The sequence below is a fragment of the Bradyrhizobium sp. SZCCHNR1053 genome (genome assembly GCF_032381235.1).
Taxonomy (GTDB): domain Bacteria; phylum Pseudomonadota; class Alphaproteobacteria; order Rhizobiales; family Xanthobacteraceae; genus Bradyrhizobium.
The window spans coordinates 258,944-280,197 of sequence record NZ_JAUHJM010000001.1 but is presented as its reverse complement, the minus strand read 5'-3'; the positions used below and the strand labels follow the sequence as shown (position 1 = coordinate 280,197).

Sequence of the window (21,254 nt, the reverse complement as noted above, 5' to 3'; positions counted from 1 at the left end):
TACGAGCACGCTTCAAGAGGGACCGAATTTGACAAAAAGTCACCGCCGCGCTGCCGGATCGTGACAACGCCGCAATCTAGATCTGCTTCACGCCGACCCCGCCACGAACGCTATTACGATAACGATCATATGGCGGCGCTTGGTAGAACCTGCTGGCGCGTGAGTTTGACGATCATCGTTCAAACGGCACAGCACGTAAATCAGCCGGAGGTCCACAGAGAGAGGTTCCTAGGTCCTATGATCAAGGTACCGTACAGATCTCGGCATCAATCACCTTTGCCTACAGGCGAAGGAGACTCTGAGTCCCACGACTTTCGTGGTCCGTACTCGCGCTCCTACCGTGAGGTGATTACAATTACACCACACAACGGCATTCGGCTCCTACCTTGAGTGCCCGGCGGCGGACCGCTGGTTGGGCCAAGGATGATGGTGGATGGACGGTATCGGGAGCCAGTCTTCCGCCAGCTTCTTCCTCGCCAAAGACCCGAAGGTGGGTGTATGTTTTTTAAGTTGGATCTCCGTGCAATGAGATGACGGAGAGCTTTTATGAAAGTTCTTATTGTCGACGATCATGCATTAATCCGCGAGGCGTTGCACGCTGTCGTGAAACAACTGAAGCGAGACTCCGTCATTTTTGAAGCTTCGAACGGCCGTGAGGCAGTGCACATAGTCGAGGAACATCCTGACATCAGCCTCATTTTGCTTGATATCAATTTGCCTGATCGAGATGGCTTCTCTGTCCTCCGCGAACTGCGTGACCGCTATGCGACCATTGCTATCGTCATGCTCTCGTCCTCGGATGATCAAGATACAGTCAAGCGCGCTTTCAAACTTGGCGCTCTTGGTTTCATCCCGAAAACTACCGAACGTGAGGTCATGCTCAACGCCATCAAGTTAGTGTTCTCTGGCGGCATTTACATTCCCTCGGAGATTCTTGAGGAACCAACGTCTCCGCGGCTTACAAATAAGCTAGCGGCGCGCGACTCTCCCAAGGGTCTCGGGTTGACCGATCGGCAGATTGAAGTGCTTGCGCTCCTGATGAAGGGAAAAAGCAACAAGATCATTGCCAAGACCCTCGATATGGCCGTGCCGACAGTAAAGAACCACATCACGGTCGTTCTCAAGGCACTCAATGTAACGAGTCGCACCGAGGCAGTAATAAAAGTCGGAAAAATGGGCTGGGAATTGTCGCCGAAATCTGATTCATAACGCCGCCCCGGTGTCTCTCCTATCGTCTTGATCCCTCAAGAACTCTTGCATGACAGCGCGGAGCCGCATTGGGTCGACAGGTTTGTGCAGCAAAATGTACCCTCTATCCTTAGCGTCACGTAATGGTTCGGGTGCCGTATCGCCGCTGGTGAGGATAGCTGGAATTGATGAGCCAAACGCCGCACTAATTTGTTCAATTGCTCGGATCCCGGTCTTTCCGCTGGCAAGATGATAATCCGAGATTATAAGATCGAGGCGTTGCTGGCGCTCAGCCAGTCGGATAAGCGCAGCTTCGTCGGATCCGGCGGTAAGGACGGAGTATCCCCATTTGCCAAGCAATCCGCCCGTCTCCTCTCGCACAATTGGAGCATCGGCAATAACAAGAATTACCTTGCCTTCGACCGCAACGACTGCGGGGCGAGGTGTGTCGACGGGCTCAGTGGACGTGACGCATTTATCGGCCATCGGAATCAAGATTGCGAATCGCGAACCTCGGCCCACGGTCGAAGCCAAGTCGACTTGATGGTTGAGAAGTACGCGAAGCCTGTCGACAATAGCCAGGCCGAGCCCCAGGCCGCCGTACCGGTTCCGTTCTGGGCCGGGTAGTTGAAAAAACTCGCCAAAGATATTCTGCTTCTGATCCTCAGGAATGCCGGGACCGCTATCCCATACTTCGATACGCAACATTTCACCGCGCCGACGACATCCGACGATGATCCCGCCTCGTAACGTATAGCGCACAGCATTGGATACCAGATTGAGCAGTATGCGTTCGAGCAGCATGGCGTCGCTCCGCACCCAGGCATCACTTCGCCGAACGCGTAGACGCAAGCCTTTTTCTCGCGTTGCCTGATCAAACGTAGTCTCAATTGTTTGCAACAGGCGCGCGATTGGGAATTCGGTAATTTTGGGTGTAAGGATTCCAGCATCGAGCCTGGAAATATCCAGGAGCGAGTTGAACATTTCATCCATTTCTTTGCGCGTTGCATCGATCCGCTCGATCGTCTTTGTCCTTTCCCCCGATTTGAGCGGCGTGCGCAGCTGGGCAACGAACAGGCCTAGTGCATGTAATGGCTGCCGCAAATCATGGCTTGCCATGGCAAGAAAGCGCGATTTTGCTGCATTGGCGAGCTCCAGCTCTTGCGTACGCTCTGCAACCTTCCGTTCGAGTTCCATCTGCGAGTGGCGCAGACTTTCCTCCGCTTTCTTGCGCACCTCGACGTCGGCGCTCAGTAACAAGCTTGGAACGGTAATACTGATCAAGAACATCAATACCAGCAGGAATGAAACGTTGATATCCACGGTCGTGAAGGGGCCGCCGCCCGTGAGCGTCCCCCAAATCGTGATCCCCGCAAGCACCAGCGCAACCGTTGCGGTGTCACGTGGACCGCGGCGCAGCGCCGCCCACAACATTGGCAGGATCGCAAGAAAACCCAGTGGATTTCGGCTCGGCGTTTGCTCGATCAGGGGGCTGAAAGCAATGAGTCCAACAGCCGCCGCTGTTGCGAGGACGCCGACCGTCTCCAAAAATTCCTTGCGGTTGAAAGCATGGTAGGGGCTTGATGCCCAAAGCACGATAACGGGGGCAATGACCAGCGCGCCGGTCACATCTCCCAGCCACCATGTGACCCAGGCGTTTGCGAAATTCGTCCGTTCGATGTACCCGGCGGTTGCCAGGCTGGACAGTCCAATGGTGGCGCTGATCGGTGTCGCGATCACGAGGCAAATCAGGGTAAACTTCGCGACAGAATTTGGCGTCGAAAACGTATTACATCCGCTCGACCATCGATTGATTAGGTAAGCGCCAACAACCGCTTCAAGAGAGTTACCGGTCGCAATCGCAATTGCGGTGGCAACCGAGCCGGCGGTCGCCGCATTGGCGATCACCGCCGCCGTGAAGACTGCGGGCCAAGTCCGATATCCCCACAACAGCACCGCCGCCAGCGCGACACCTGTCGGTGGCCAAATTGGCGTTGCACTGGGATGAATAGAGGCGAGAGCAAGGCCACCTTTTGCCAGGACGAAATAGATCAGTCCAATTGCGACCAGACCGCCGGCATAGCTAATGCCTCGGCGGAAATTTATCTCCGGCGATAGTGATCGTGGATCGGACATCGTCGACGCCTGGACTAGGCAGTTGGACCGTCCCCCACAACTGATCTTTGATCTTCTTGATGAAGATCTGCGAAACATTAATCCTCTTTAGGGACTCGTGCGACCATCTCAAGGTTGCACACGCGTTCGAGCCGGACTTAGCTAGCGCTCGCATGATGCCGATACGGGCGAGCATCGCAGGCCCGCCGTGTTCTGCAACTGACCTGCCACCGAAGTTTCATCCAGGAGCATTTGGAGTCCTGTTGGGTTTTTACGCGGAGTGGCGCGGGTGCAGCAACGGGCGATTGGCGGAGCTGGTCGGGGTTGCGCCGCCGATCGCCCGTTGCGGGGAGGTTGGCGGCATAGGCCGCAGGGTCTGGTATTTCAGTGAGGAGTGCGGCCGCTCGCCGTTGTAGTCCGTGACCCAGGCGGCGAGCTTGCGCCGCGTGTCGTCGAGGCCGAAGAACAGCGTTTCGTTCAAGAGATCGTCGCGCATCCGGCCGTTGAAGCTCTCGACAAAGGCGTTATGGATCGGCTTGCCGGGCGCGATGAAGTGCCAGTCGATGGCGTTGTCCTTGCACCAGGCCAGCATCGCCTCGGTGCCGTTGTCCGAGACGATCGAACCCGGCTTGCCGCGTCGGGCGACGATAGTGGTCAGCTCCCGCGCCACCCACCGGCCCGAGATCGAGGTGTCAGCGATCGCTCCCAGGCTCTCCTCGGTGACGTCGTCAACGATGTTGAGGATACGGAAGCGCTGTCCTGGGGCGAACTGGACACGTCCGTGCCGCCAAACTTGGTCTTCCAATTGTAGAACGTCGTCTCCGAGATCCCGTGCTTGCGGGCGAGATCAGCCGTCTTCGCGCCGGTTTTCAAAACCGCGATGGTCTGCTCTTCCGTGAACCGTTTACGCTTCATCTGTCCGTCCTTCGTCAGGCCGGACTCTAAATCCTTCTGGAGGAAATTCTTAGGGGCAGGTCACGAGGAGCAAAGCGACGAAGCAATCCGGAATTCTGGCGTGGCTTCTGGATTGCTCCGCTTCGCTCGCAATGACGGAACGTCGGCTTGGCCACGATCTCAACCAAACACGTACATCTTCAGATCGCGCATTCGCCTCACTCGTCTGATCTGATCATCGGACGGGGCGTGTGGCGTCTTGTGAAGCGGAGCGTTGCGATGCAGAACAGACAATCTCGCGATCAGACCGACTGGATCAGCGTGATCGCGATCGTCTCAGTCTTCACGATCGCCAGCCTTGCGTTGCATTTCGGCTGGATGCTTCGCTAACGCTCCATTCCGCTACGCCGCCTTCTTCTTCTCCGCGAGGTCGGCGAGCTCCTTCAGGATATCGGTGGTGCCGGCGAGCCGCTCCTCGGGCGTCTCCCAGACCTGCAGGAACACGACCTTCATGTCGGGGCGCACCTTGGCGGCCTGGCCGTGGCGCTTGATGAAGGCGACGAGACGATCGGGATAGGCGAAGCTGTTGTCGCGGAAGGCGATGACCGCGCCCTTTGGGCCGGCATCGACCTTCTCGACATTGGCACGGCGGCAGTAGTTCTTGATCGCAGCGACCTTGAACAGATAGCGCGTCTCGTCCGGCAGCTTGCCGAAGCGGTCGCGCAGCTCGGCCGCGAAGTTGTCGATCTCGTCGTCGGTCTCGAGATCGGCGAGCCGACGGTACAGCGACAGTCGCACCGAGAGGTCGGAGACGTAGTCCTCAGGGATCAGCACGGGCATGCCGATCGTGATCTGCGGCGACCAGCGGTCGACGGTCGGCTCGGTGATGCCCGCCTTGAGGTTCTCGATCGCCTCCTCCAGCATCGACTGATAGAGCTCGAAGCCGACCTCCCTGATGTGGCCGGACTGCTCGTCGCCGAGGAGGTTGCCGGCGCCTCGGATGTCGAGGTCGTGGCTGGCGAGCTGGAAGCCGGCCCCCAGCGTCTCCAGCGACTGCAGCACGCCCAGGCGCTTTTCGGCCAGTGGGCTGATCTTGTGCGTCGACGGCAGGGTGAACAGCGCATAAGCGCGCAGCTTGGAGCGGCCGACGCGGCCGCGCAGCTGATAGAGCTGGGCAAGGCCGAACATGTCGGCACGGTGCACGATCAGCGTGTTGGCGCGGGGAATGTCGAGGCCGGATTCGACGATCGTGGTCGACAGCAGGATGTCGAACTTGCCGTCGTAGAACGCCCCGATGATGTCCTCGATCACGGTCGGCGCCATCTGGCCGTGCGCGACGGCGACCTTCATCTCCGGCACGGTCTTGTCGAGGAACTCCTTGACCTCGGCGAGATCGTCGATACGCGGCACGACGTAGAACGCCTGACCGCCGCGATAGCGCTCACGCAGCAGGGCCTCGCGGATCATCACGGGGTCGTGCGGCGCGACGAAGGTGCGAACGGCGAGACGATCGACTGGCGGCGAGGCGATGATCGACAGCTCGCGCACGCCGGTGAGTGCGAGCTGCAAGGTGCGCGGGATCGGCGTCGCCGACAGAGTCAGCACATGCACCTCGGCGCGCAGCTGCTTGAGCCGCTCCTTGTGGCTGACGCCGAAATGCTGCTCCTCGTCGATGATGACGAGGCCGAGATCGCGGAACTTGATCGCCTTGCCGAGCAGCGCATGGGTGCCGACGACGATGTCGACCGAGCCGTCGGCGAGGCCCTTCTTGACCTGATTGAGCTCCTTGGTGCTGACCAGCCGCGACGCCTGTGCGACGTTGACCGGAAAGCCCTTGAAGCGCTCAGCGAAAGTCTTTGCATGCTGGCGCGCGAGCAGCGTGGTCGGCACGACGACTGCGACCTGCTTGCCGTCGAGCGCGACGGCAAAGGCGGCGCGTAGCGCCACCTCGGTCTTGCCGAAGCCGACGTCGCCGCAGACCAGCCGGTCCATCGGACGTCCCGCTTCGAGATCGGCGAGCGTCGCCTGGATCGCGGCGAGCTGGTCCTCGGTCTCGTCATAGGGGAAGCGGGCGCAGAACTCGTCATAGAGGCCAGCCTGCACCGGCAGCTTCGGTGCCTCGTGCAGCATGCGCTCGGCGGCGATCTTGATCAGCTCACCGGCCATCTCGCGGATGCGGTTCTTCAGCTTGGCCTTGCGCGTCTGCCAGCCGGAGCCGCCGAGCTTGTCGAGCTCGACATTGGTCTGGTCGGAGCCGTAGCGCGACAACAGCTCGATGTTCTCGACCGGCAGATACAGCTTGGTCTCGCCGGCATAGCGCAGTTCGAGACAATCATGCGGCGCGCCGGCGACCTCGAGCGTCTGCAGCCCGACGAAACGGCCGATGCCGTGATCGACATGGACCACGATGTCGCCGATCGCGAGGCTCGTCACCTCCGAGATGAAGTTGTCGAGCTTGCGGCTCGCCCGGCGCGGCCGCACCAGGCGGTCGCCGAGAATGTCCTGCTCGGAGATGACGGCGATCTGGTCGGTCTCGAAGCCGGTCTCCAGGCCGAGCACCGCGAGCATGGTCTCGTTGCGCGGCGTCGCCTGCACCACGCGCCAGGTGTTGACGCTGGTGACGTGGATCAGCTTGTGGTCCTTCAGCATGCTGGCCATGCGGTCGCGCGAGCCTTCGCTCCACAGCGCGATCACGACCTTCTTGCGCACCGATTGTAATGCCTGCACGTGGGCGACAACTGCCTCGAACACGTTGACGGCGGAATCGTTGCGCTCGGGCGCGAAATTGCGGCCCTGCCGCGCGCCGATGTCGACGACGCCGGTGCTCTCCGGCACCGCGAATGGCGTCACCCGCGCCAGCGGGACGGCGGCGAGCCGTTCAGCCCACTCCGACGACGTCAGATACAGCCGGTCAACCGTCAAAGGCTTGTAGATCGCACCGCCGCCGGGATGCTCCATCGCCTCGCGGCGCGCGTCGTAATAGTCGATAATCTGCTTGAAGCGCTCGCGCGCGGCGTCCTCGCCCTGCGGCTCGATCACGATGGGTGTGTTCGGCAGATAGTCGAACAAGGTCTCCATCTTGTCATGGAACAGCGGCAGCCAGTGCTCCATGCCGGGATAGCGGCGGCCTTCGCTGACGGCCTCGTACAGCGCGTCATCGCGCTCCGGCGCGCCGAACTCGGCGACATAGCCCATGCGGAAGCGGCGGATGGTGTCGGTGACGAGCTGGAATTCAGAGACGGGCACAAGGTCGAGCGAGCGCATGTCGAGCAAGGTGCGCTGCGTCTCGGCGTCGAAGGTGCGGATCGATTCCAGGCTGTCGCCGAAAAAGTCGAAGCGCACCGGTTGGTCGAGGCCGGCGGGAAACAGGTCGAGAATGCCGCCGCGCACGGCATATTCGCCGCTCTCGCGCACGGTCGACGAGCGGTGATAGCCGTTATGCTCGAGCCAGGCGACGACGGAGTCCATCGGCACGACATGGCCGGGCGCGACCGACAGCGCCTGCCCGGCCATGGTGTCGCGCGCCGGCACGCGCTGCACGATGGCGTTGACGGTGGTCAGCACGATCAGCGGCTTGTCGCTGCCGGCGAGGCGCGACAGCCGCGCCAGCGTCGTGACGCGCTGGGCGAGAATACCGCCATGCGGCGAGACGCGATCGTAAGGCTGGCAGTCCCAGGCCGGGAACTGCATCACCGGCAGATCCGGCGCGAAGAAGTCGAGCGCCCGCGCCAGCTGCTGCATCCGATTGCCGTCGCGACAGACCACGGCGAGGCTCACCGCCGGCGGCTTCGGCTTGGCCGCGACCGCCCGCGCGAGATCGGAGACGACCAGGCCTTCGGCGCCCTCGGCGACATTGGCGAGCGTCAGCGCGCGCCCCGGCGCGAGATGCTCGGCTGGCGACTTGACCGGGCTCTTCATCAATCGGCGTCCACCGCGCGGAACGCCTTGATGCGCTCGAACAATGCCGGGGTCTGCTCCGGCGGCAGCGGCCGGGCGCCGGTCACCGCGGCATAGAAATCCGGGTCCGGAACTTCCAGAAGCTGTTCGAGCTCGGCCAGCTCGCTCTCGGAGAGGCTCCCGATCTCGGCATCGGCGAAGCGGCCGAGGATCAGGTCCATCTCACGGGTGCCGCGATGCCAGCAGCGGAACAGGAGCCGCTTGCGACGGTCGTCTAGGCCTTGGCTCGATCGGGTCGTTCCGGTCATCGCGATATTCCTGCAGGACAACGCCAAAAGCCCGGACGGTGCCGGGCGCGGTTCGATATAGCGGCACGCAGCGCTCCTGTCAGCCCTCCCAGGCTGCAGAACCGGCATGCCCGGCACCTGAAACCTGAGAAAAAGACGTGGATGTCTTGGCATTCGCGGCTATTCCGGCTCTCAAACCGCTTTAAGTGTTCGGTCCATGCGCCCAAGCGTTCTCAATCCCCTGTTCGCGCCGGTCACCACCTTGTCGGGTGTCGGGCCGAAGCAGGACAAGCTGCTGCGCTACCTGCTCGGCTGCAGCGAGACGCCTCGCCTGGTCGACCTGCTCCTGCATCTGCCGGCCAGCGTGATCGACCGCCGCCACCGGCCCAAGGTGCGCGACGCCGAGGCCGGAACCGTGGTGACGCTCGAAGTCACGGTCGATCGCCACCGCCCCTCGCGCAACGCCCGCGCGCCGTACCTCGTTTACGCCAGCGACGAGACTGGCGACGTCGTGCTGACCTTCTTCCGTCCCAAGGGCGACTACATCGAGAAGGTGCTGCCGGTCGGCGCCAAGCGCTACGTCTCCGGCACCGTGCAGATGTATGACGGCGTGCCGCAGATCGTGCATCCCGACCGCATCCTGGATGAAGCGGGGTTTGCAAAACTCTCCGGCATCGATCCGGTCTATCCGCTGACGGAAGGCCTCGCACTCGGATCGTTGCGGCGCGCGATCGCCGCGGCGCTAACCAAGCTGCCCGAGCTGCCGGAATGGATCAGTCCGGAGGTGCTCAGCCGCTGCGGCTTCCCGCCCCTGAAGGAGGCGCTGACGCGGGTGCATGTGCCGCAGGAGCTGACCGACATCCTGCCGGAAAACCCGTTCTGGTCACGGCTGGCCTTCGATGAGCTGCTCGCCGGCCAACTGGCACTGGCACTGGTGCGGGCGCAACTGCGCCGGCCCGCGGGCAACCGTCATGCCGGCGACGGCCGTCTGCGCCGCAAGATCATCGATGCCCTGCCGTACGCGCTGACGAACTCGCAAGCCCGGGCGATCGAAGCGATCGCCGCCGATCTCGAAAAGCCGGTACGGATGCTGCGGCTGCTGCAGGGCGATGTCGGTTCCGGCAAGACGGTGGTGGCGCTGCTGGCGGCGGCCGCCGTCGCCGAGGCCGGCAAGCAGGCGGCGCTGATGGCGCCGACCGAGATTCTGGCGCGCCAGCATGCCAAGACCATCACGCCGCTCGCCGAGCGCGCTGGGATGAACGTGGCCATTCTCACGGGGCGCGAGAAAGGCAAGGAGCGTCGCGACATTCTTGCGCGTCTGGAGGCCGGCGAAATCGACCTGCTGGTCGGCACCCACGCGCTGATCCAGGACGACGTGGTCTTCAAGTCGCTCGCGCTCGCCATCGTCGACGAGCAGCATCGCTTCGGTGTGCGCGAGCGGCTGGCGCTGACCTCGAAGGGCGAGGCCGTCGACGTGCTGGTGCTGTCGGCGACGCCGATCCCGCGCACCCTCGTGCTGACCTATTTCGGCGACATGGACATCTCCGAGCTGCGCGAGAAGCCGGCCGGCCGGCAGCCGATCGACACCCGTGCGGTCGCCGACACCAGGCTCGGCGAGGTCATCGACGCGGTGGGGCGCGCGCTCGATGCCGGCAAGCTGGTGTACTGGATCTGCCCGCTGGTCGAGGAATCCGAGGCCGAGGGCATCGATCATCTCACCAATGCGACGGATCGCTTCGAGAGCCTGCGCGAGCGCTTCGGTGCCAAGGTCGGCCTCGTCCACGGCAAGATGAAGGGCAGCGAGAAGGACGACGTCATGGGCCGGTTCGCGGCCCACGAGTTGCGGCTGCTGGTTGCGACCACCGTGGTCGAGGTCGGCGTCGACGTGCCGGCCGCCAGCATCATGGTGATCGAGAATGCCGAGCGCTTCGGTCTCGCCCAGCTGCACCAGTTGCGCGGCCGCATCGGCCGCGGCTCGGAGGCCTCGACCTGCATCCTGCTCTATCACGAGCCGCTGGGGCAGATGTCGAAGGCGCGGCTCGCCGTGATCCGCGAGACCACCGACGGTTTTCGGATCGCCGAGGAGGACCTCAAGCTGCGCGGCGAAGGCGACGTGCTCGGCATCCGCCAGAGTGGCCTGCCCGGCTATCGCATCGCCCGTCCCGAGGTGCATGCCCAACTGATCACCCAGGCGCGCGACGAGGCGCTGCGGATCCTCAAGGAAGACCCGAAGCTGAAGGGCCCGCGCAGCGACGCGCTGCGCTGCCTGCTCTATCTCTACGAACGCGACGAGGCGATCCCGCTGCTGACGGCGGGCTGACATGTCGTAGGGTGGGCAAAGCGACGCCAAAGGCGGCGCGTGCCCACCATGTCGATGGTCGTAAAGAACAACGGTGGGCACGTCACACCGCGCGTTGCGCGGCGCGCCTTTGCCCACCCTACGAGTCTATGACGCCGGCTTATTCACCTTGCAGCTCTCGGCGAACGCCACCAGCTGCGCTGCATCGGTGCCCTGCCCCTGCACGTCCGTCGCGATGTGCTCGAACAGACGGGCGAAGCCTTCGTAGATCAGCGCGGCCGGATGGTCATCACCCAGGAAGCCCGCGATCTCGCGCATTTCGGCGACCCAGCGATAGGCCTTCGGCAGCATGTCCGGCAGCGCATTGGCAAGCCGCGCCTGGACGTGCGGCAGGCTCAGCGCCAACTCGTCGCGCAGCGCGTCGGCGGCGCCGGCGCGGGTGGCGGCCAGCACCATCGCGGCGCCGAGCCCCGTCAGGCCCTTGTTGATGCCCGCATAGGACATCTTCAGCGCCGAAGCCGCGCCGATCGGCCCTTCGATCCGGCGCAGATCGAGCCCGAGTTGGCCCAGCGCGGCGACATCAACGGCCGCCTCGCCGCTCACATACAACGCCGGTCCCTTCGTGCCCGGCTTCGGCGGCAGACCGATGATGGCGGCATCGACCAGGCGCGCGCCCGAGGACAGCACGATGTCCTCGATGGTCCGGATGGTGTCGACGTTGACGGCGTTGCAGTCGACGATGATGGGCTTCTTCGAATTCCGATTGATGACCGTCGCGAGTTGCTCCGCCAGCGCCACAGCCTCGCCCGGCGGCACGATCGACAGGATGATGTCGGCATTGGCGATCTCGGCGTCGCTGGCGCCGACCATGCCGGATGCGGCCGCCCTCGCCCGCGTCGCCGCGCTGCGCTCCTCGAGCGAAGTCAGAACCTTGCAGCCGTGCTCCACGAGACGGGCGGCGATGGCGCTGCCCATGGCGCCGGGCGCGATGACGGCAATGCTGGGAGGCATGATGACGCTCCGATTCCAACGATGGTCTCTAAAACTATGCCCACCCCATGACAAAACTGAAGGCACGAAAACGAAGGGCAGCCCTTCCGGGCTGCCCTCGCCTTGGCCGCAACGTCAGCGCCCCCTCAGAGCCCCCGAGAACGCTGGTCGCCGCGGCAGACCTCAGAACGCGATCTTCAAGCCTCCGCTGCCGAAGAAATCGTCTCCCCCCGTGCGTCCGATCGTGCGCGACACGTTCACCGTCAGCGCCACATTGCTCCAGAACGGCGCCACGACGCCGGCGCTCACCCGGCCGTAGACGTTGTGCGAGGTGCCGTTCGGAACCGTCCAGTTGTTGACGATGACGGGCGCCGAGGTCGCGTTGTACTGAATCAGGCGGCCGTTGCCGATGATGTCGTCATCGAGCGTCAGGTTCAGGTACGGATTGATGACGTTGCCCTGCACCTGGAACGGCGTGCGCAGCTGCACGCCGACGCTGCCGATCAGGGTCTCGGCGGTCTGCGAGCCGACCGCGAGCGTCAGCGCAGGATCGCCGGTCTCGGTGTAGCCGTCGACACGGGCGCGGGCATAGGTCAGCCCGCCGATCGGTCCGAGCTTCGCCGTGCCTGCATCGAACAGGTAACCGGCCTTGCCGGCCGCGACGAAGGTGGTGCCGCCGGGACTGGAGGTGATGGTGTCGACCACGCCCGGCCGCGTGTTGCGATAGTCCTGACGGCCGATCGTCGCCAGGCCCTCGGCAAACAGGTTGCTGCTCGCCCAGGCGCCGTAGAGGCCGAACTGATAGGAGTTGGCATCCGTGGTGCCGGCGCTGTTGAACAGCCTCGCCTTCGGATTGGAATAGTCGAAGGCGGTACCGATCATGGCGTTCGCCGACAGCCGGTACTCGACGCCAATTGTGCCGCCGATGCTGTCGAGATTGAAGCCGTTCGAGGCGGCGCTGCCCTGGCGGTCGCTGACGCCGCCATTGCCCTGCATGTAGAACGACCATGGGCTGACCGGCGCCAGCGGCGGCGCCTTGGTGTAGGGGGACTTGGCGTAAGGCGCCTTCGTCACGGCGGCAAAGGAATTCATCGTCGACGGCGCGAAGCCGGCGGTCTCGCGGAACTGATCCAGCTTGCCGAACAGCGTCGAGGCAAACCCCATCGCCGTGATCGATGCCACCTCGCCCTGCGGCGCGAAGGTCAGCGGCGCGTTGAGGCGGTTGACGATGTACTGGCCCAGCACCTCGAAGCCGTGCGAGGTCAGGTGCACGCCGTCGACATAGAACAGATACTGGCTCTGCAGCGCCGGATTGCCGATGCACGCCACCGGACAGGCGCCGACATTGGTGAAGCCATAGCGCTGTGGATTGGCCTGGATTAGCGTCCCCACCAGTCCGGTGTCGACATACTCGACACGTACGCCCGAACGCGCGACGCCAGCGAGCGACTGCTGCATTAGGCTGTTATAGGTCGTGCTGTAGGCCTTGCCGGCCGGGGCATTGGCGTTGCCTACGGCCTCCGGCAAGGTGCTGACATCGCCGGCCGTGAACACGATGCTGCGCGCGCCGTCCCCGACCAGCGCGTTGATGCCGGCCATGGCCTGCTGGGCCGTGACGGCCGCGGCCGTCGGCGCTCCAGCGAGCGAGCCGCCGGCGCGGTAATAGGCCCGCGCATCGTTGCCGCCGACCGAGATTTCGACCAGGTCGGTCGACGAGATCCTGCCGGAGAAGCCCGTCAGTCCGCTCCATTCCTGGAAGAAGCCGGGAATGCCGGGCGCCACCACGTTGGTATTGCCGGCCATGGCGCCGCCGATCGCGTAGTTGAGCTGGGGAATGCCGAGCAGCGCCGAGGTCGTGTCGACGAAATTCGTGCCGCCGCTGAAGCGGCCGGTGGGATAGAGCGGCAGCTTGCCGGCGCCGCCGGTGAAGGTCCAGAGATTGCCCGTGTCGGCGTAGCTGTCGCCAAATGCCTGAATGCGCGTATAGGTGGTCTGGGCTGCTGCCGGCCCCGTCAGTTGCAGGGACGCCGCGGACAGCGCGACTGCGCACAACAATGTCGTCCTACTCACAGGCATCCTACGCGCCTCCCCAACGCCTTACTTTTGTTTGCCCGATGTTTCCATGGTGACCATTCGAAACACCACCGCCCGCTGGTTGTAGGAACGACGACATCCGTGGCTGTGCTTTCCCCGCATCATCATGCAGTGCAAAGCGCCGCGATGCGCACGTTTGCCCGCTGGGCGGACCGGACCGCCAGCGACCATGCTCACGAAGGCTGCTGACAGAATCTGGCAGAGGGCTCGGCTAGTCGTGTGGCTGAAGCGCTGCAGACGGCGCCGCCACCGGAGAAACGACGATGCCCGACTTCAATTTTCTGATCCTCTACGTCGACAACCCGCCGAGGAGCGCGGCCTTCTATGCGGATCTGCTCGGCCGGCCCGTGATCGAACAATCGCCGACATTCGCCATGCTGCCGCTGCGCGAGGGGGTCATGCTGGGCTTGTGGTCGCGGCACACGGTCGAGCCGACAGCGACGGGCGCAGCAGGCTTCGCCGAGGTCGCGTTCGCGGTCGGCAATGCCGGCGAGGTCCAGAGGCTGCACGACGACTGGAAGGCGCGCGGACTCTCGATCGCGCAGGCGCCGACACGGATGGATTTCGGAACGACGTTCGTCGCGCTCGATCCGGACGGGCATCGGCTGCGCGTGTTCGTTCCGCAGGATGCGGCCTAGCTCTTCCGCAGTGGCTAGCCTTTCGCGCCAGTCGGCCTTTTAGCCTAGTCTGCTTTCAGCCTAGTCCGCCTTGGCCGGCTCCGGCTGGCGATGCGGCGATGGCTGCGCGGGTGCGTTGGCGAGGCGCGCGGTGTTGGCCATGTTGGCCAGCGCCGCGACCTTTTTCTGCTGGTCGGATCCCGGCTGCACCACGCCGCATGACATGATCAACGTCGCCGCGTCCTCGGCGCTCATGTCGACCTCGATGATCTTGCTCCGCGGCAGATAGAAGAAGAAGCCCGTGGTGGGGTTCGGCGCGCACGGCAAGAACACCGAGATCTGCTCGTCGTCACCGGGCAGGCGGCTCGCAATCTCCGTGCTCGGCGGCTGCGAGATCAGGACGATCGACCACATGCCCGGCGACGGAAACTCGACCAGGCCGACTCGGCGCAGGCTCGAGCCCTTGCCCGAGAACAGCGTCTCGAACACCTGCTTGAGGCCGCGATAGATCGCCCGCACCGCCGGGATGCGGCCGAGCAGCCGCTCGCCGAGGTCGACCAGGGTGCGGCCGATCAGGTTGGCCGTCAGGAAGCCGAGCAGCGTCAGTCCGATCACGGCCACGATCAGGCCGGAGCCGGGCACGCCGAACGGCAGATAGGTTTCCGGACGATAGACCAGAGGCACGAACGGCCGGACCAGCCCGTCCACCCAGGTCACGAACCACCACGTGATGTAGAGCGTGATGGCGACGGGTCCGGCTACGACGAGGCCGGTCAGGAAATAGTTGCGAAACCGGAACATCAGCCCATGGTGGGGCGTCTCGGCCGGAGCATCGGCCAAGGGATCGGTCTCTGGCGGCAGGTCGTCGCGGGAACTCATGCGAACTTCCGGGTCGGATCAAATCTCAGCTAAGGGTCTTAGCAGATTTTTGAAGGGCAAAGGCCCTCTTTCCGACACATGCGCGCTTTGCCGCTGACCTGTGGCCCGGCAGCCGGACACCCATTTCAGGCGGAAGGTGCTTCAGGTCCGTGGCGGCGAATTGCGACGCGGACGGCCGAACGCGGCGCCCTAGGCGCTGCGCAGCGGCAAGGCCAGCCCGACCGCCACGAAGATGCCGCCGCAGACCTGGTTGAAGCGCCGCCCAACCCGCGCGAGCCAGGGGCGAACCTGGGCCGCCGCGCTGGCGATGGCGTATTCGGTGACGAACTCGGTCACCGTATAGGTGACGGCCACGACGGCGAACTGCACCGCCAGGCTGCGATCGGGATCGATGAACTGCGGCAGCAGCGCGCTGAAGAACAGCAGGCATTTCGGGTTGGTCGCCGCGGTCAGGAAACCCTGGCGGAACAGCGCGTGTCCTCTGGCCGTCACGGCTTGGTCGGCCAGATCGACGCCCACCGGCGGCGCGAGCCACAACTTGACCCCGAGCCATGCGAGATAGAGCCCGCCCACCCATTTTAGGACCACGAGCCAGGTGATCGACGACTGCACCAGCGCACCGATGCCGAACATGCACAGCGCGATGACGAGGATGAAGCCGATCAGGCCGCCCGCGATCGTGAACAGCGTCCTGCGTCCGCCGTGCAGCGCCCCGTGCGTCAAGGCGAGCAGGCCGTTCGGGCCTGGCGTCAGGGAGATCCCCACGGACGTGACGAAGAGCAGCAGCCAGGTGTTGAGGGTCATCCCGATCCCCGTGATCAAGCGAACCGACCGATCCGCCGGGCCGGACGTTTGCCTATTCCACCGTGACCGACTTGGCGAGGTTGCGCGGCTGGTCGACGTCGGTCCCCATCACCACGGCGGTGTGGTAGGCCAACAGCTGCACCGGGATGGCGTAGACGATCGGCGTGAACGTCGCGGCCATATCCGGCATGGTGATCGTCACCAGCGAGTCCACGGTCGCCTCCTCGGCTCCCTTGGCGTCGGTCATCAGGATGATCTTGCCGCCGCGCGCGGCGACCTCCTGCATGTTCGACACCGTCTTCTCGAACACGCGATCATAGGGCGCGATGACGACGACCGGCATGGTCTCGTCGATCAGCGCGATCGGCCCATGCTTGAGCTCGCCGGCGGCGTACCCCTCGGCGTGGATGTAGGAGATCTCCTTCAGCTTCAGCGCGCCTTCCAGCGCCAGCGGATAGGAGGTGCCGCGGCCGAGATAGAGCACGTCCTTCGACTTCGCGATCTCGCGGGCGAGCTTCTCGATCTGCGGCTCGGTCGTCAACGCCGCCGCGATCAGGCGAGGCACCTCGACCAGGCCATGCACCAGCTTGGTCTCGTCGGCTTCGGAGAGCTCGCCGCGGCCGCGACCTGCCGCGATCGCGAGCGCCGCGAGCACCATCAACTGGCAGGTGAAGGCCTTGGTCGAGGCAACGCCGATCTCCGGGCCGGCGAGCGTCGGCATCACGATCTCGCTCTCGCGCGCAATCGTCGAGGTCGGCACGTTGACGACGGAGAGCGTGTGCACGCCTTGCGACTTCGCATAGCGCAGCGCCGCCAGGGTGTCGGCAGTCTCGCCGGATTGCGAGATGAAGATGGCGAGATCGCCCTGGCGCAGCGGCGCCTCGCGATAGCGGAACTCCGAGGCGACGTCGAGTTCGACCGGCACGCGCGCGAATCGCTCGAACCAGTACTTGGCGACGAAGCCGGCGTAGCTCGCGGTGCCGCAGGCGGTGATCGAGATGCGCTGAATGTCCTTGAAGTCGAACGGCAGCCGCGCCGGCAGCACTACGCGCTCGGTGCCCATGTCGACATAGCGCGCCAGCGTATGGCCGACGACCTCCGGCTGCTCGTGGATCTCCTTGGCCATGAAATGGCGATAGTTGGCCTTGTCGACCAGGAACGACGACGCGCCGGATTTCAACACGTCGCGCTTCACCACCGCGCCCGAGGCGTCGTGGATGATGCCGGAGTCGCGGGTGATCTCGACCCAGTCGCCATCATCGAGATAGCTGATCGTGTCGGTGAACGGCGCCAGCGCGATCGCATCCGAGCCGAGGAACATTTCACCGTCGCCGTAGCCCATCGCGAGCGGCGAGCCCTTGCGCGCGCCGATCAGGAGGTTGCCATGACCCTTGAACAGGAAGGCCAGCGCGAACGCGCCCTTCAATTGCGGCAGCGACGCAGCCACGGCCTGCTGCGGCGAATGGCCTTTCAGCAAATAGGAGTTGACCAGATGGACGACGGTCTCGGTGTCCGTTTCCGACGCGAACCTGGCGCCCTGCTTTTCGAGCTCGGCCCGTAGTTCGCGAAAATTCTCGATGATGCCGTTATGTACCACGGCAACGTTGTCAGTCGCATGCGGATGCGCGTTGCTCTCGGTCGGCTTGCCGTGGGTCGCCCAGCGGGTGTGACCGATGCCGGCGTGCCCCTTCAGCGGCTGCTGCCCGAGCCGCTTCTCCAGGTTCTTCAGCTTGCCCTCGGCGCGCCGCCGCTCGAGATGATCGCCTTCGAGCGTAGCAACGCCGGCAGAATCATAACCGCGATATTCGAGCCGCTTGAGCGAGTCGACCAATTGCTCGGCAACCGGCCCGCGTCCCAGGATCCCGATGATTCCGCACATCAGCGCTTGTCCCCAAATCGTCGAGAATGATTCAAATGCATGGCATTGTCTTAACGAAAACCGCGCGCATTCAGGATTCAATAATTATTGCGGATTGCGACAGGGTTAAGTGGGGCCCTAACCAAGGGCCGGCAGGCAACTCCGGTTCGATGCGGAGGTCCAAGTCGAAGCGCACTTAACGCCCGGTCAACGCTTTCGCGCAGAGACTGTCGCGTCGGAGAGGACGCCATGACCTATAGCCGCCGCCCAACTGATCCCAAAGGCACCAGCCCGCTGAGCCTGTCGCATCCGACCTCCGGAAGCCATCTGGCGCACTGGCCGCCGCCGGCCTTGAGCAGCGAGCTCAAGCCGATGCCGATCAAACATCGCGCCAACGAGCCCGTCAAGCACGCCACCCGCCGCGGGTGGCGTTTGACACGTGCGATGTTCGCTGAGTTCCAGGACGACGAAAGCTGATTTCTCAGCTCACTTCTTGTGGCGTTGCTTGGCATTACGGAAGCGCGCCGCAGCGCCCTCACGCGTCGTCTGCGGGCTCCGCTCGAGCGCCAGCGCATCATCGGGCACGTCGCGCGTGATCACCGAGCCAGAGCCGATATAGGCGCGGGCGCCGATGGTGATCGGCGCCACCAGCGAGGTGTTGGTGCCGATGAAAGCGCCCTCGCCGATATTGGTCTTGTGCTTGTTGAAGCCGTCATAGTTGCAGGTGATGGTGCCGGCACCGATATTGGCATTGGCCCCAACATGGGCGTCGCCGATATAGGACAGGTGATTGACCTTCACGCCCGCCTCCAGCACCGCGGCCTTGGCCTCGACGAAATTGCCGATCTTGGCGCCGTCTCCGAGTGACGTACCGGGCCGCAGCCGCGCGAACGGCCCGAGCAGGCTGTTCCGGCCGAGCTTGGACTGCACGATGTGCGAGAACGAATGGACCACCGCGCCGTCGCCGATCGACACGCCGGGGCCGATCACGACGAACGGCTCGATGGTCACGTCCTTGCCGAACGTGGTATCCGCAGCGAGGTAGACGGTCTCCGGCGCGACCAGCGTCACGCCTGCATCCATCGCCGCGCGGCGCAGCCGGTTCTGCATCACCGCCTCGGCTTCGGCGAGCTGCGCCTTGGTATTGACGCCGCGCACCTCGTCCTCGGAGGTCTCGATCACGACCGCCTCGAGCCCCTGCTCGCGCGCGATCGCCACCGCATCGACCAGATAGTACTCGCCCTTGCTGTTGGCATTGCCGATCCTGTCGAGGATCGCGAGCGCGCGACGGCCGTCCATCGCCATCACCCCGGCATTGCACAGCGTGATCGCCCGCTCCGCTTCGCTTGCATCGGCCTGCTCGCGGATCGCGACCAGCTTCGATCCGTCGAGCAGAAGGCGTCCATAGCCGGTCGGATCGGCGGCGCGGAAGCCGAGCACGGCGAGCGCTGCGCCTTCCACGAGCGCTGCCCGCAGCCGCGCGAACGTCTCGGCCGTGATCAGCGGCGTGTCGCCGAATGCGACCAGCAGATCGTCTGCGCCGCGCGCGATCGCCTGCCGCGCCGCCAGCACCGCATGCGCCGTCCCCAGCCGCTCGCGCTGAACGAAGATATCCGCGTCGGGCCGCAGGCGCCTGGCTTCCTTCTCGACCGCTTCGTGCCCTGGCCCCACCACCACGGCGATGCTGGCGCCATCGCCTTGCGGCGCCGCCGCCAGGACGTGCGCGAGCAATGATTCGCCGGCGATGGGATGCAGCACCTTGGGGACGCTCGTGCGCATCCGCGTGCCCTCGCCTGCCGCAAGCACGATGGTCAGACTGGATCGAGCGGTCATGAAACACCTGGAATGAAGGGAGCGCATAGGTCGCGCTGTCATAATGCGTTTTCTGCGCGGGGCAAACCGCACCCGCTGAAGCCCCTGGTGGTTTTCCTGTTAATGTTCGCTTCGTGATTCGATTAAGGCAGGTTCATGGCTAAGGACTCCCGCAAATCCGCCGGCACAAATGGAGCTGAGAAGACGGGGGCGACTCTGTCCGGACTGTTTGCCGACGAGAACGAGTTCGATCGCCGCGCGCTGTGGCGGCTCGGCTGGTGGGGGGCTGGCGCCGTCGGCGCCGTCGGCCTGGCCGTTTTCACCAATCAGGCCGCACAGGGATGGCGGCAGGACCGTGTTTCCGCGGCCGATCTGTCGCGCCAGGCACAATTGCTGCAGTCGCTGGCCCGCGAGACGCAAGGCGAGGCGCGCCAGCTCGGCGCGGCCATCGAGACGCTCAACACCGATCGCGACCGGCTGTACGCGCGCGTGACCGTGCTCGAGCAGGGATTGGACTCGGTGACCGGCGCGCTGGCCAAGCAGAGCGCCCAGGCAACCGCCAATCCCGCCCCCGGCGGCAAAGCCGCACCCGCGCCGCAGATCGCGGCCGTGGAGTCCCAGGCCACGGTGGCGGCCCCATCGAGTTCCGCGGCGTCCAGCCCCTTGCCGGCCTACGCGAACGCGTCGCCGTTCATGCCGATTCCCAACGGGGCCGCCGGAATCAATCCGGCTCAGCCTGGTTCCCCGGCAGCTGCCGCGAGCGCCGACAAGACGAAACAGGAGCAGTCCAGGCCGATGTCGGCCGGGCTGTCGGGTGCTTCGTCATCGTCCGTCTCCGCCGCTCTGTCGCCGACCCCACCTGCACCCGCCGTCGCGGCGACCGGTTCCCAGCCGCCTGGTGGCGCACCGGACCCGGCCGGCAAGCCGGCCGAGACCGACAAGCTCGCAAAGGCTGAGCCCGCAGAGGCCGCCGCCAAGGGCAATGACAGCACGGACGTCGCGGTCACGGCGGTCCAGAAGACCGAATTCGCAGTCGATCTCGGCGCGGCCAGCTCGCTCGGAGGATTGCGGGCGCTGTGGCGGGATCTCGTGAAGACCCATGCCGACCTCACCTCGCTCAGGCCGATCATCATCCTGAAGGAAGGCCGGAGCGGTCCGGGCATGCAGCTGCGACTCGGCGCCGGCCCATTGGGCGACGCGGCCACGGCGGCGAAGATCTGCGCGGTGCTCGCCGAGAGCCGGCGCGCTTGCGAGACCACCGTCTATGACGGCCAGCGCCTCGCGGTCCGTGAGGAGCCGGAGGGGGCCGAGGCGGCCAAGCCGGGCGCTCCCGCGGCTGCCGCCCAGAAGCCGGTGCAGCGCCGGCGCACGTTTCAGCCGCAGGTCCAGCAGCAGCGCCACGGCAAGCGCGAGGAGCCGCCGCCCACAGCAGCAGCACCGGCGCCGCCGCCGGCAGAGGCGCCCAAGCCCGAGCAACCGTCGGCGCTCTCGTCGTTCTTCCGCCGCTCCTGAGCCTCAAA

The 21,254-nt window shown here is 64.7% G+C and carries 15 protein-coding genes and 1 pseudogene; 5 read left to right on the top strand and 11 right to left on the bottom strand.

The window, feature by feature from the left end; genetic code table 11:
* The first annotated feature begins 546 nt into the window (after positions 1-546).
* Complete coding sequence (locus QX051_RS01355) at positions 547-1,209, top strand: response regulator transcription factor (RefSeq protein ID WP_315772117.1); 663 nt, start codon at positions 547-549, stop codon at positions 1,207-1,209.
* On the opposite strand, the gene QX051_RS01350 is transcribed toward QX051_RS01355, so the two are convergent.
* From QX051_RS01350 to QX051_RS01330, 5 genes and pseudogenes are all read right to left on the bottom strand, one after another.
* Complete coding sequence (locus tag QX051_RS01350) at positions 1,204-3,324, bottom strand: MASE1 domain-containing protein (protein WP_315774727.1); 2,121 nt, start codon at positions 3,322-3,324, stop codon at positions 1,204-1,206. The two genes, QX051_RS01355 and QX051_RS01350, sit on opposite strands and share 6 nt — an antisense overlap.
* A 217-nt stretch (positions 3,325-3,541) precedes the next feature.
* A pseudogene (locus QX051_RS01345) lies at positions 3,542-4,075 on the bottom strand (integrase core domain-containing protein); the annotation flags it as partial.
* Positions 3,958-4,218, bottom strand: a complete 261-nt coding sequence (locus QX051_RS01340) for a transposase (protein WP_315774726.1) — start codon at positions 4,216-4,218, stop codon at positions 3,958-3,960. The pseudogene QX051_RS01345 and the gene QX051_RS01340, both read right to left, overlap by 118 nt.
* 381 nt (positions 4,219-4,599) lie before the next feature.
* The gene (gene mfd / locus QX051_RS01335) at positions 4,600-8,115 is read right to left on the bottom strand and encodes a transcription-repair coupling factor (protein ID WP_315774725.1); all 3,516 of its coding nucleotides are present in this window, start codon (positions 8,113-8,115) and stop codon (positions 4,600-4,602) included.
* A complete protein-coding gene (locus QX051_RS01330; RefSeq protein ID WP_315737904.1) occupies positions 8,115-8,402 on the bottom strand; it encodes a succinate dehydrogenase assembly factor 2 in 288 nt (95 codons plus the stop codon). Before QX051_RS01330 ends, mfd begins: the two co-directional genes overlap by 1 nt.
* A 196-nt stretch (positions 8,403-8,598) precedes the next feature.
* On the opposite strand from QX051_RS01330, the gene recG reads away from it, so the two are divergent.
* Entirely contained in the window at positions 8,599-10,701 is a 2,103-nt protein-coding gene (gene recG / locus QX051_RS01325; protein ID WP_315774724.1) for an ATP-dependent DNA helicase RecG, read from the top strand.
* Between the two features lie 126 nt (positions 10,702-10,827).
* Here recG and QX051_RS01320 read toward each other — a convergent pair whose 3' ends face one another.
* Entirely contained in the window at positions 10,828-11,691 is an 864-nt protein-coding gene (locus QX051_RS01320; protein WP_315774723.1) for an NAD(P)-dependent oxidoreductase, read from the bottom strand.
* 162 nt (positions 11,692-11,853) lie between these two features.
* Positions 11,854-13,746 (bottom strand): autotransporter domain-containing protein, encoded by a 1,893-nt coding sequence (locus tag QX051_RS01315; protein WP_315774722.1) that lies wholly within the window; start codon positions 13,744-13,746, stop codon positions 11,854-11,856.
* A 281-nt stretch (positions 13,747-14,027) separates the two neighbouring features.
* Between QX051_RS01315 and QX051_RS01310 the strand changes: the two genes are divergently transcribed.
* Positions 14,028-14,402, top strand: a complete 375-nt coding sequence (locus QX051_RS01310; RefSeq protein WP_315737900.1) for a VOC family protein — start codon at positions 14,028-14,030, stop codon at positions 14,400-14,402.
* A gap of 60 nt (positions 14,403-14,462) precedes the next feature.
* Here the strand turns inward: QX051_RS01310 and QX051_RS01305 are convergent, their stop codons facing one another.
* From QX051_RS01305 to glmS, 3 genes are all read right to left on the bottom strand, one after another.
* Positions 14,463-15,260, bottom strand: a complete 798-nt coding sequence (locus QX051_RS01305; RefSeq protein WP_315774721.1) for a DUF502 domain-containing protein — start codon at positions 15,258-15,260, stop codon at positions 14,463-14,465.
* Between the two features lie 189 nt (positions 15,261-15,449).
* Positions 15,450-16,064 (bottom strand): LysE family translocator, encoded by a 615-nt coding sequence (locus tag QX051_RS01300; protein WP_315774720.1) that lies wholly within the window; start codon positions 16,062-16,064, stop codon positions 15,450-15,452.
* A gap of 52 nt (positions 16,065-16,116) precedes the next feature.
* Positions 16,117-17,943 (bottom strand): glutamine--fructose-6-phosphate transaminase (isomerizing), encoded by a 1,827-nt coding sequence (gene glmS, locus QX051_RS01295; protein ID WP_315774719.1) that lies wholly within the window; start codon positions 17,941-17,943, stop codon positions 16,117-16,119.
* Positions 17,944-18,171: 228 nt separating this feature from the next.
* Here glmS and QX051_RS01290 point away from each other — a divergent pair, with 228 nt between their 5' ends.
* Positions 18,172-18,399, top strand: coding sequence for a hypothetical protein (locus QX051_RS01290; RefSeq protein ID WP_315737896.1), 228 nt, complete (start codon positions 18,172-18,174; stop codon positions 18,397-18,399).
* 9 nt (positions 18,400-18,408) lie between these two features.
* Here QX051_RS01290 and glmU read toward each other — a convergent pair whose 3' ends face one another.
* Positions 18,409-19,755 carry a bifunctional UDP-N-acetylglucosamine diphosphorylase/glucosamine-1-phosphate N-acetyltransferase GlmU gene (glmU, locus tag QX051_RS01285; RefSeq protein WP_315774718.1) on the bottom strand — a complete coding sequence of 449 codons (1,347 nt, stop codon included), beginning with the start codon at positions 19,753-19,755 and terminating at the stop codon, positions 18,409-18,411.
* Positions 19,756-19,890: 135 nt separating this feature from the next.
* Between glmU and QX051_RS01280 the strand changes: the two genes are divergently transcribed.
* Positions 19,891-21,246, top strand: a complete 1,356-nt coding sequence (locus QX051_RS01280; RefSeq protein WP_315774717.1) for a hypothetical protein — start codon at positions 19,891-19,893, stop codon at positions 21,244-21,246.
* The last annotated feature ends 8 nt before the right edge of the window (positions 21,247-21,254 follow it).